15 protein-coding genes are annotated in these 11,224 nt (G+C 53.0%); 4 read left to right on the forward strand and 11 right to left on the reverse strand.

Translation table 11 applies throughout. The features are described from left to right. Positions 1-2: 2 nt before the first annotated feature. The 3 genes from tdcG (at position 3) to NA330_RS05070 (ending at position 4,349) form a co-directional block, all read left to right on the forward strand. On the forward strand, positions 3-1,367 hold the full coding sequence (gene tdcG, locus NA330_RS05060; protein WP_023242500.1) for an L-serine ammonia-lyase: 1,365 nt from the start codon (positions 3-5) through the stop codon (positions 1,365-1,367). Positions 1,368-1,681: 314 nt separating this feature from the next. Next, the gene (locus NA330_RS05065; RefSeq protein ID WP_000443189.1) at positions 1,682-3,013 is read left to right on the forward strand and encodes an amino acid permease; all 1,332 of its coding nucleotides are present in this window, start codon (positions 1,682-1,684) and stop codon (positions 3,011-3,013) included. Between the two features lie 25 nt (positions 3,014-3,038). Continuing rightward, entirely contained in the window at positions 3,039-4,349 is a 1,311-nt protein-coding gene (locus tag NA330_RS05070) for an L-cysteine desulfidase family protein (RefSeq protein WP_000463071.1), read from the forward strand. A gap of 112 nt (positions 4,350-4,461) precedes the next feature. Here NA330_RS05070 and NA330_RS05075 read toward each other — a convergent pair whose 3' ends face one another. Next, the gene (locus tag NA330_RS05075) at positions 4,462-4,626 is read right to left on the reverse strand and encodes a hypothetical protein (protein ID WP_023242501.1); all 165 of its coding nucleotides are present in this window, start codon (positions 4,624-4,626) and stop codon (positions 4,462-4,464) included. A 23-nt stretch (positions 4,627-4,649) separates the two neighbouring features. Next, the gene (locus tag NA330_RS05080; RefSeq protein WP_000633552.1) at positions 4,650-5,351 is read right to left on the reverse strand and encodes a pirin family protein; all 702 of its coding nucleotides are present in this window, start codon (positions 5,349-5,351) and stop codon (positions 4,650-4,652) included. 104 nt (positions 5,352-5,455) lie between these two features. On the opposite strand from NA330_RS05080, the gene yhaJ reads away from it, so the two are divergent. Further along, positions 5,456-6,352 (forward strand): DNA-binding transcriptional regulator YhaJ, encoded by an 897-nt coding sequence (yhaJ, locus tag NA330_RS05085; RefSeq protein WP_001041026.1) that lies wholly within the window; start codon positions 5,456-5,458, stop codon positions 6,350-6,352. 38 nt (positions 6,353-6,390) lie between these two features. Here the strand turns inward: yhaJ and NA330_RS05090 are convergent, their stop codons facing one another. From NA330_RS05090 to yqjA, 9 genes are all read right to left on the reverse strand, one after another. Further along, positions 6,391-6,756 (reverse strand): DUF805 domain-containing protein, encoded by a 366-nt coding sequence (locus tag NA330_RS05090; protein WP_023242502.1) that lies wholly within the window; start codon positions 6,754-6,756, stop codon positions 6,391-6,393. 123 nt (positions 6,757-6,879) lie between these two features. After that, complete coding sequence (locus tag NA330_RS05095; protein ID WP_021000797.1) at positions 6,880-7,866, reverse strand: glutathione S-transferase family protein; 987 nt, start codon at positions 7,864-7,866, stop codon at positions 6,880-6,882. A gap of 67 nt (positions 7,867-7,933) precedes the next feature. Further along, a complete protein-coding gene (locus NA330_RS05100) occupies positions 7,934-8,326 on the reverse strand; it encodes a DoxX family protein (protein WP_001592732.1) in 393 nt (130 codons plus the stop codon). A 247-nt stretch (positions 8,327-8,573) separates the two neighbouring features. Further along, a complete protein-coding gene (locus NA330_RS05105) occupies positions 8,574-8,873 on the reverse strand; it encodes a YqjK-like family protein (RefSeq protein ID WP_000095496.1) in 300 nt (99 codons plus the stop codon). Then, the gene (locus NA330_RS05110) at positions 8,870-9,268 is read right to left on the reverse strand and encodes a phage holin family protein (RefSeq protein ID WP_000785626.1); all 399 of its coding nucleotides are present in this window, start codon (positions 9,266-9,268) and stop codon (positions 8,870-8,872) included. Before NA330_RS05110 ends, NA330_RS05105 begins: the two co-directional genes overlap by 4 nt. Positions 9,269-9,270: 2 nt before the next feature. Further along, positions 9,271-9,576: a DUF883 family protein gene (locus tag NA330_RS05115; RefSeq protein WP_000031219.1), complete on the reverse strand. Its 306-nt coding sequence runs from the start codon at positions 9,574-9,576 to the stop codon at positions 9,271-9,273. A gap of 41 nt (positions 9,577-9,617) precedes the next feature. Further along, a complete protein-coding gene (locus tag NA330_RS05120) occupies positions 9,618-9,986 on the reverse strand; it encodes a DUF1090 domain-containing protein (protein WP_000877300.1) in 369 nt (122 codons plus the stop codon). A 144-nt stretch (positions 9,987-10,130) separates the two neighbouring features. Then, a complete protein-coding gene (mzrA, locus tag NA330_RS05125; protein WP_000917516.1) occupies positions 10,131-10,514 on the reverse strand; it encodes an EnvZ/OmpR regulon moderator MzrA in 384 nt (127 codons plus the stop codon). Positions 10,515-10,517: 3 nt separating this feature from the next. Then, a complete protein-coding gene (gene yqjA / locus NA330_RS05130; protein ID WP_000422141.1) occupies positions 10,518-11,180 on the reverse strand; it encodes a DedA family general envelope maintenance protein YqjA in 663 nt (220 codons plus the stop codon). Between the last annotated feature and the right edge of the window lie 44 nt (positions 11,181-11,224).

The raw sequence follows: 11,224 nt of genomic DNA on the forward strand, positions 1-11,224 counted from the left end.
ATATGATTAGCGCATTTGATATTTTTAAGATTGGCATTGGACCTTCAAGCTCCCATACCGTAGGGCCAATGAATGCAGGAAAATGTTTTATCGATCGGCTGATCGACAGCGGCGACCTGCCGCGAACGACGCGCATCACGGTTGATCTTTACGGATCGCTATCGCTGACGGGCAAAGGCCACGCGACCGATACCGCCGTCATTATGGGCCTGGCGGGCAATACGCCGCAGGATGTCAATATTGATAGCATTCCGGCGTTTATCCAGGAGGTTGCCCGCAGCAGCCGTTTATCGGTGGCGGGTGGCGCGCATGTGGTGGATTTTCCCGTCGCCGACAGTATTCTCTTTCACGCTGAAACCCTGGCGCGCCATGAAAACGGTATGCGTATTACCGCCTGGAACGGACAAGCGCCGCTTTTACACAAAACGTATTACTCTATTGGCGGCGGCTTTATTGTCGAAGAGGAACGCTTTGGTCAGTCGCACGACGTAGAAAAATCGGTGCCGTATGATTTTCATTCCGCCGGCGAGCTGTTGACGCTGTGTGAAAGACAGGGGCTCTCGGTTTCCGGCCTGATGATGCAAAATGAACTGGCGTTGCGGAGCAAAGAGCAGATTGACGCTGGCTTTGCCCGCATCTGGCAGGTGATGGCGACCGGAATTGAACGTGGCATGAATACTGAGGGCGTGCTGCCGGGGCCGCTGAACGTTCCACGCCGCGCGGTAGCGTTACGGCGTCTGCTGGTCTCCAGCGATAATCTCTCCCGCGATCCGATGAACGTCATCGACTGGATTAACATGTTCGCCCTGGCCGTGAGCGAAGAGAACGCGGCGGGCGGGCGAGTGGTCACCGCGCCGACCAACGGCGCGTGCGGCATTATTCCTGCGGTGCTGGCCTATTACGACAAATTCCGCCGTCCGGTCAATGCCAACTCTATCGCCCGCTATCTGCTGTCGGCGGGGGCGATTGGCATGCTGTACAAGATGAACGCCTCGATATCCGGCGCGGAAGTGGGGTGTCAGGGCGAGGTTGGCGTCGCGTGTTCGATGGCGGCGGCGGGGCTGACAGAACTGCTGGGCGGTAGCCCGGCGCAGGTCTGTATTGCGGCGGAAATTGCGATGGAGCATAACCTTGGCCTCACCTGTGACCCGGTGGCGGGTCAGGTGCAAATCCCTTGTATTGAACGTAATGCGATTAACGCCGTTAAAGCGGTAAATGCGGCGCGAATGGCGCTACGTCGTACCTCTGAGCCACGGGTTTCGCTCGATAAAGTGATCGAAACCATGTACGAAACGGGGAAAGACATGAACGACAAATATCGCGAGACGTCGCGCGGCGGTCTGGCGATTAAAGTCGTTTGTGGATAGGCCCGACAGGCGCAGAGTGAGCAGGCTATGGGATAACGCAGAAGACAGAAGCTGAGAAAAGGGCGCACCAACGTGCGCCCTTTTTTGTTGTGATATGCGTCAAATAGAGAAAATAACAACATTAAACCAATAGTAAATAGAAAATAATTCTTAACCCACAATAAATGCAGGCGTTTTATTGGTAAGTTTTTCTCTTATCGTGCGCGTATGATTTTCTTATTACAAGAAAGTACCTGCACCTCACGTTCTGCATATCGCCTTGCTGCGGCACGAAAAATAAAAAAACCTCTACCTACACATTGAGCGAGAATTCTATGGAATCGGCTAGTAATACCAGCGTAATCCTCGACGCATCAGCCCCGGCGCGTCGGGCAGGGATGACAGAAAGCGAATGGCGTGAAGCCATCAAATTTGATAGTACCGACACCGGTTGGGTCATTATGAGTATCGGGATGGCGATCGGCGCAGGGATCGTTTTTCTTCCTGTCCAGGTTGGCCTGATGGGACTTTGGGTCTTTTTACTCTCTTCTATTATTGGCTATCCGGCCATGTACCTGTTCCAGCGGCTGTTTATTAATACGCTGGCGGAATCCCCGGAATGTAAAGACTACCCCAGCGTGATCAGCGGCTATCTGGGCAAAAACTGGGGTATTTTATTAGGCGCGCTGTACTTTGTGATGCTCGTCATCTGGATGTTCGTCTATTCTACGGCGATTACTAACGACAGCGCCTCTTATCTGCATACTTTCGGCGTAACGGAAGGATTACTTTCCGATAGTCCATTTTATGGTCTGGTGCTGATCTGCATCCTGGTGGCGATTTCCTCACGCGGTGAAAAATTACTGTTCAAAATCTCCACCGGCATGGTGCTGACCAAGCTACTGGTAGTGGCGGCGCTGGGCGTCTCCATGGTGGGTATGTGGCATCTGTATAACATTGGCGCGCTGCCGCCGATGGCCCTGCTGATTAAAAACGCCATTATTACCCTGCCATTTACGCTGACCTCGATTTTGTTTATCCAGACGTTAAGCCCAATGGTGATCTCTTACCGTTCACGCGAAAAATCTATTGAGGTCGCACGTCATAAAGCGCTGCGCGCCATGAATATCGCGTTTGGCGTCCTGTTCGTTACCGTCTTTTTCTATGCGGTTTCCTTTACCCTGGCGATGGGGCATGACGAAGCGGTGAAAGCCTATGAGCAGAATATTTCCGCCCTGGCGATCGCCGCGCAATTTATTAGCGGCGATGGCGCAGGCTGGGTCAAAGTGGTTAGCGTAATTCTGAACATCTTTGCCGTCATGACCGCCTTCTTTGGCGTTTATTTAGGATTCCGCGAAGCGACGCAAGGCATTGTGATGAATATCCTGCGCCGCAAAATGCCCGCCGAGAAGATTAAGGAAAATCTGGTACAGCGCGGCATTATGATTTTCGCTATTTTGCTGGCCTGGAGCGCCATTGTGCTCAACGCGCCGGTACTGAGCTTCACCTCTATTTGTAGCCCTATCTTCGGTATGGTGGGTTGTTTAATTCCGGCATGGTTGGTCTACAAGGTTCCCGCATTGCACAAATATAAAGGCGCTTCGTTGTACCTGATTATTATTACCGGTCTGCTGCTATGCGTTTCTCCGTTCCTGGCATTCTCTTGATATACCTGAGATTAAGGTTGTTGTTATGTTTGAATCTAAAATAAATCCATTGTGGCAAAGTTTTATCCTGGCCGTACAGGAAGAAGTAAAACCGGCGCTGGGGTGTACTGAGCCAATTTCACTGGCGCTGGCGGCAGCGGCGGCGGCGGCTGAACTTGACGGCACTGTTGAACGCATTGACGCATGGGTTTCGCCCAATCTGATGAAAAATGGTATGGGCGTTACCGTTCCAGGAACGGGAATGGTAGGGTTACCGATCGCCGCGGCGCTGGGCGCATTGGGCGGTGATGCGAAAGCCGGGTTGGAGGTGTTAAAAGACGCTTCCGCTAAAGCCGTTGCCGATGCAAAAGCGATGCTGGCCGCCGGACATGTCGCAGTGATGTTGCAGGAGCCATGTAACGATATCCTGTTTTCACGGGCGAAAGTGTATAGCGGCGATAGCTGGGCATGTGTCACGATCGTCGGCGATCATACAAACATTGTGCGGATAGAAACCGACAAGGGCGTGGTATTTACCCAGGCCGATAATGCGCAGGAAGAAGAAAAAACCTCGCCACTGGGAGTGCTGTCTCATACCTCGCTGGAAGAGATCCTGGCGTTTGTGAATGCGGTGCCCTTTGACGCTATTCGCTTTATTCTCGATGCGGCCAGGCTAAACGGCGCGTTGTCGCAGGAGGGACTGCGTGGTTCCTGGGGGCTGCATATCGGTTCGACGCTGGCCAAACAGTGCGATCGCGGTCTGCTGGCGAAAGATCTCTCCACGGCGATTTTGATCCGTACCAGCGCGGCGTCAGACGCCAGAATGGGCGGCGCCACGTTGCCCGCGATGAGCAACTCCGGCTCCGGCAACCAGGGGATTACCGCCACGGTGCCAGTCATGGTGGTTGCTGAACATGTCGGCGCCGATGACGAGCGTCTGGCGCGCGCGCTAATGTTATCGCATTTGAGCGCTATCTATATTCACCATCAGCTTCCGCGTTTGTCGGCTCTGTGCGCGGCAACCACGGCGGCGATGGGCGCGGCGGCGGGTATGGCGTGGCTGATAGATGGTCGTTATGACACTATCGCAATGGCTATCAGCAGTATGATCGGCGATGTCAGCGGGATGATTTGCGATGGCGCGTCGAATAGCTGCGCGATGAAAGTCTCTACCAGCGCGTCGGCGGCGTGGAAAGCCGTACTGATGGCGTTGGATGATACGGCGGTGACCGGAAACGAAGGGATTGTGGCGCACAATGTCGAACAATCTATTTCGAATTTGTGTTCGCTGGCGTGTCGCTCAATGCAGCAGACAGACAAGCAGATCATCGAGATTATGGCCAGTAAAGCGCATTAATAATAACGCCCCGGCATGTCGTCGGGGCAGCGTGTTGCCCGATGGCGCTGCGCTTATCGGGTCTACCTGTTATCAGCCGGATCGGGCGCTTGCGCCGCCATCCGGCATGATTTCAGGCTGCGGCCTCTTCTTCTGCCAGCCGGGCTTCGGCGTCCGCCACGATGGCTTCCAGTTCGGTTAGCATCTCTTCATAGCCCAGCGGCACAGTGACGCTCATCGTCTCCTGTACGGCAGGTTTTACCACGGGCTGACGTTTCTTCGCCGATTTTTTGCTCATCTTGCGACTCCTTTTCTGGCTGGCTACACCGGTAAATCTACCAGTAATGCGCGCAGCGGCGTATCGGCAACCAGCGTAATGTTAGGTTCATCACGAATAAATGCGCCATCTCCGCAGGTTAACGCCTCGCGTTCTTCGTTGTGCGTCATCGCGTGGAACGTACCGTGAATCGACTGCAAATAGGCGCGCGGCCCGTGAAGCTGGAAGTTAAGCGATTCGCCTTTCTCCAGCGTAATATGATGTACCCAGACCTGTTGGCGCAGTTGTAAGCTGTTTTGCTCACCGTCGGGCGAGGCAAGAAGCTGTTGTTGCGCCGTCGAGAGTGGGATTTTTTGTACCAGCGCGTTTTCCCGTTCAGGACAGGCGTCAAGCCACAGTTGCATTCGGGTTAACGGCTTAACTTTGCTGAGATTATGTTCGCTGTAGCTAATGCCCGGCTGCGCGGCGAGCAGCAACGCTTCGCCCGCTTTAGCCTGTACATGGTTGCCGTCGCTGTCGCGGTATTCCGCTTCGCCGTCCAGAATCAGGTTTAAAATATCCACCTTTGGATAAGTTCGAGGCTGAAAAGAGGCGCCCGGCGCCAGCACTTCCTGGTTCAGTACGCGCAACGACGCGTAGCCCAGCAGTGTAGGGTCGAAGTAGTGTCCAAAGGAGAAGGTATAGCGGGCCTGTAGCCATCCGTAGTCTGCCTGTCCACATTGTTTGGCGGTTCGGGTCGTAATCATCGTTATTAACCTCTCTTTACTTCCTTTTATGTTAAGGGGCTGGACGCTGCATTGTTAGCCAGATATTCTGCCCGGTATGTTCAAATTTCCTGAATGAGAACGTTATGGCTAAAGAGAGAGCGCTGACGCTTGAAGCATTGCGTGTGATGGACGCCATTGACCGCCGGGGCAGTTTTGCCGCAGCGGCTGATGAGTTGGGGCGGGTGCCCTCCGCGCTGAGTTACACCATGCAGAAGCTGGAAGAAGAGTTGGACGTTGTACTGTTCGATCGCTCCGGCCATCGTACAAAATTCACCAACGTCGGACGTATGCTGCTGGAACGCGGGCGGGTATTGCTGGAAGCGGCAGACAAGTTAACGACGGATGCTGAAGCGTTGGCCCGCGGTTGGGAAACGCATCTGACGCTGGTCACTGAAGCTCTGGTACCGACGCCTGCTTTTTTTCCGCTGATCGACCGGCTGGCCGCTAAAGCCAATACGCAGCTTTCATTGATTACCGAAGTACTGGCTGGCGCATGGGAGCGGCTTGAGCAGGGACGGGCGGATATTGTCATCGCTCCGGATATGCATTTTCGATCGTCGTCGGAAATTAACTCCCGTAAGTTGTATACGTTAATGAATGTGTATGTCGCCGCGCCTGACCATCCTATTCATCAGGAGCCGGAGCCGCTTTCGGAAGTGACGCGGGTTAAATACCGCGGCGTAGCGGTAGCGGATACCGCGCGCGAGCGGCCGGTATTAACGGTGCAACTGCTGGATAAGCAGCCACGTCTGACGGTAAGCACGATTGAAGATAAACGTCAGGCGCTGCTGGCCGGGCTTGGCGTCGCGACCATGCCATATTCGATGGTGGAACAGGATATTGCCGAAGGGCGGCTACGCGTGGTCAGCCCGGAATCGACCAGCGAAATCGATATTATTATGGCCTGGCGGCGCGACAGTATGGGGGAGGCAAAAGCCTGGTGCCTGCGGGAAATACCTAAGCTATTCGCCGGAAAATAAATAGCGCGCGGCGCTTTAAAAGCGGCGCCGCGCCGCCATCAGGAAAAACGTTTCGGATCGGGGCCGAAGCGGTTGTCGCCCGGCGTACCATTCTGGCAGTTGAACGCGATGATGATAAGCCAGCCGATAATGGGGATAAGTAGCAACAGTAGCCACCATGCGGAGCGGTCAGTGTCATGCAGACGACGGAACTGCACGGCCCACCACGGTAAAAAGATCAGAACGCCGTAAATGGTGGTCAGAACGCCTTCACCCCCGGCGCGTTGCCAGCCAAGCATGGCGTCCAGCAGGCCCAACACAAAGGTAAAGATGATATTGACCAGAATAAACATCCAGTACTCTTTGCGTCGCGCGCGGCCGCCAAATCCCAGATAATTTTTTACAACCTTTAAATACCAATCCATTTTCGCCTCAATAATGGTTCAATCACTTGTTTTTAAAGTAATCAAACTAAGAATAGCCGCGAATGAAATGTTGGTAAATATTTGTGGTATTTATTAATAAGGCGTCCCGGAGGACGCCTGAAATTAGCCAAAGCGTACGTCGCGCCCGTGAGGTTCGAGCAGATCCTGCCACGGTCCGACAGAAATGATACCCGTGGGGTTAATCGTTTTATGGCTACGGAAATAGTGGTGACGAATATGGTCCATATTAACAGTTTCAGCAATGCCCGGTATTTGATAGATATCGCGCAGGAAACCGTACAGATTCAGGTAGTCGCTGATTCGGTATTTGTCGCATTTGAAATGAGTCACGTAAACCGGATCAAAGCGTACCAGGGTCGTCCATAAGCGGATATCCGCCTCGGTCAACTGGTCGCCCGTCAGATAGCGGTGCTGTCCGAGAATCTGTTCCAGGCGCGCCAGCGCAGTAAATACCTTGTCTACCGCTTCATCATACGCTTGCTGGCTGGTGGCGAAGCCTGCTTTATAAACGCCGTTATTAACGTTGTCATAAATCCAGCCGTTTAACTCGTCAATTTTGCTTTGCAGCGCGGGGGGATAGTAATCCCCGGCTTTAGCGCCCAGCCCATCGAAGGCGGAGTTAAACATACGAATGATTTCGGCGGACTCGTTGCTGACGATAGTATGATTTTTTTTATCCCATAAGACCGGTACGGTGACGCGGCCGCTGTAGTGTGGATCGGCGTGCAGATACAACTGGTAGAGAAATTCATGCTGATAGAGGGTATCGCCGGTGGCCGCCGGAAAAGTATCATCAAACGTCCAGCCGTTTTCCAGCATCAATGGATTCACGACGGAAACCGGAATAAACGGCTCCAGACCTTTCAGTTTACGGAAAATGAGCGTGCGATGCGCCCAGGGGCAGGCAAGGGAAACGTACAGATGGTAACGATCTTTTTCTGCGGCGAATCCGCCTTCGCCGGAAGGTCCGGGCGCGCCGTCAGCGGTAAGCCAGTTGCGGAAAGCCGACGCTGAACGCTGAAATTTCCCCCCGGAAGATTTGGTGTCATACCAGGTATCGTGCCAGACGCCATCGATCAGTTGTCCCATGTCTCTCTCCTTCAGATGACAAAAGCGAGGCGCTATTCCCTCGCTTTTTTAATTGAGTATAGATTGCTTACCACTTTTTATTCAGCAGACGGTCAAGGCTGAACGCGCCAGGCCCGGTTAACGCCAGTAATAAGAATCCGCCGGCAATGGTCAGGTTTTTCATAAACATCAGCGAGTTTACACCTTCTGCAAAATTGCTATGGAAGATCAATGCCGTCAGCAACGTAAAACCAGCGGTGAAAAGCGCAGTGGTGCGGGTGAGGAACCCCAGCAGAATCGCCAGACCGCCGCCGAACTCAAGCAGTATGGTGAGCGGCAGCAGGAATCCTGGTACGCCCATCGCTTCCATATACTGTTGTGTGCCCGCATAGCCGCTAATTTTTCCCCATCCTGCGGTAATAAACAGAACTGGCATTAAAATACGCGCTATCAGTACACCAACATCTTCTAATTTTTTCATTTTATTCTCCAGGGGGCCGATTCGGCGGCTGCTGCTGTTTTCATGAGCAATGACGCGGTTTTGCGCATCATTGTTATCGCTGGAGAGAATCATAAACGTGGCGTACAGGAATTGTTAGCAAGGAAAATTGCCAAATTTTTTCAAAAAATTTGAGTAATTGATAAAGAGACGATATGCATAAAAGTATCGCGCCACCAGGTGTAATCGGGCGATAACCTGATGGCACGATGCTATAAAAGAAAAGATATTAACCGCGGAGCTGTTGTTGACGGAGGGTGGTTTTTACCAGGCGCCAGGCGCTCCAGATACCCAGGCCGCGTTTCGCCCAGCGTACCAACATATTAGGATGACGGATGGTCCAGATGGCCATTACGCTGCTACCGACCAGCGCCCAGGAGCGCAGGCTTAACACCGTATTCCAGCCGCGATCGTACGCGCCGGTGGTCTCCAGCCAGTCGCGACGGCTGGCGGACAGATCCAGCCGTTGCTGCTGGATCTGACTGAGAAGCAGCGCTTTACGTTTTTCGCGTTCGCCTTTGCTGCTCACGACTGATCGTCCTCCAGAATTTGCCGATCGTTAGCCAGTTCGTGCCGCGTATGGCGCAATAGCGTGGACTGACGCGCTTTGCGCAAAGTCCAGATGCCGCCGATTAGCGCAAGCACTAACAGCACAACAGTGGTAGCGATCATCGCGTTCAAACGGTACTGAGGATCGATAGCCCAGATGACCAGAACCATCAGGCTCATTAAGCCAAACGCCGCGAAGAGCATGGTAAGACCTACCATCAGCAAAAGCTGAAAGAGGTTCGCTTTCTCTTCTTCCAGTTCTACTACCGCCAGTCGCAGCCGGGTTTCCACCATCTCAACGATAATGGTGACAATCCGCTGCCCGATACCCAGTACGCTTTTGCCTGGTCCTTGTGCCTGTCGAGAGTCCGCCATAATTAACGACGCGTCAGCAGTACGCCCAACACCAGACCGACAGCGGCGCCAATGCCTACGCCTGTCCAGGGATTTTCGCGCACATAATCATCGGCGCGGGCGGCGGCGACGCGAGTCTGTTTGGCAATCACATCACCCGTTTCGCCCAGGCGGTAACGGCTCTCTTTCAGCGCGCGCTCGGCTTTGCTACGAATCTTACTCAACTCTTCTTTCGACTTTTCGCCCGAAGAGCTCAGCACTTCTTCAAGCGTATCGGTCAGGGATTTCAACTCAGCGCGCAGATGTTCCGTAGTGTTATCTTTCGACATAGTTTTCTCCAGGTGAGTGAGTATTTACATTCGGCGTTAATTTAGTAGTCTCTGGCCTCAAGTTTTTTTAGCTCATCCTGAGCCTCGGCCAGCTTACGTTCACGTTTGTCTATTTTATCCGCATCGCCTTTTGCTTTTGCCTCGGCTAAATCACGTTGGCGTTCGGCTACCTCTTCTTTTTGCTCAGCGACCTTTTTCTGATGCTCGGCGCGCAGCTTGCTGTCAGTACAATTGGCGCGTACTTCGCTGAGCGCCTTGTTCAGACCCTCAATACGGCGCTGATTGTTGTGCTTTTCAGCGTAGCTAATTTCCTTTTGTATATCCTGCTCTTTTTCCTGGCAAAGCGAATTAGCGTAGCTACCGGCGCTAAGTGTAAAAAGCGTGATAGCCAAAGCGATGCGGTATTTCATTCCTGAACTTTCCCTTATGTTCGGACCCGTTGTCCGGGGCGGTGATCCCGATAATAACGCGGTGGGTTAAACACCGCTTTATTAATCATAGTCATTAAACAATGAAATCACCAAAGTGAGTGATATGATTCGGATTCCTGGAGATTAGCCAAAGCGGTGGGAGCTTTCCCGTAAGCGGGACAGCCACTGTACCGTTTCGTTGTCATCGTCCTGCTGAGCGACGACATAACCGTGTGGTAACGTTTGATCAAGCACTGTTTTTGCTGCGGCGCTTTGCGCAGGGGAATCGAAGGTAATGAGCAACATGTCATTTTTAGGCGTAATGCTTTTAAAATGAATGCCGTTCGCATCCAGATGATGCAGAACTGAGAAGCCGTCTGGCATACTGGCGCCCTGGTTAACCGCGCGAATGGCCAGCGTCGACTCTTGCTGACGCAGCGTTGACCACGTCATCATGAGTATGGTCAGCATCAGTAGAAAAGCGCTGATCCAAATGAGTTGTCGGGCAGTTATGCGTGGTTTAAGCATAAGTTATCCCCGGCTCCCATACTTCTTTTTCCACAGCATGACCAGTGAACCCGCCAGGCCAAAAAAGAGCAGCACTACGGGCAGCAGCATCAGGCATGACATTAACTGGTCTTCATACTTCATAAAGACGGGCGTTTTGCCCAGCAGATAGCCCAGCGACGTCAGGATAAGCACCCACAATAAGCCGCTCATCCAGTTGAAGAACTGAAAGCGCGCGTTATTCAGGCCGGATATGCCGGCAATGGTGGGCAGCAGCGTTCTGACAAACGCGATAAAACGGCCTATCAATAATGCCGACAGGCCGTGTTTATGGAAAAGGTGATGGGCGCGTTGATGATAATGTGCGGGGAGATGAGAGAGCCAGTTTTGTACGGTGCGGGTATTCCCCAGCCAGCGGCCCTGAATATAGCTCACCCAGCAACCCAGGCTGGCCGCGACGGTAAGCAGCAAAATGGTTTGTGGAAAACCCATCGCGCCTTTGGCGATCAGCACGCCGACCAGGATCAACAGGCTGTCGCCAGGCAAAAAGGCGGCAGGGAGCAGCCCATTTTCCAGAAACAAAATCATAAATAACACAAAATATAACATGCCAATCATGGAAGGATTGGCCAGTGTTTCAAAGTCCTGAGCCCACAGGGCATTCAGCAATTGAGTCAGTAGTTCCATTCAGTATTCCTGGAGAATCGGTTAACGTCACGCCGGTGATCTGA

It is taken from the genome of Salmonella sp. NW722 (genome assembly GCF_051702785.1).
GTDB classification, from domain to species: Bacteria; Pseudomonadota; Gammaproteobacteria; order Enterobacterales; family Enterobacteriaceae; genus Salmonella; species Salmonella enterica.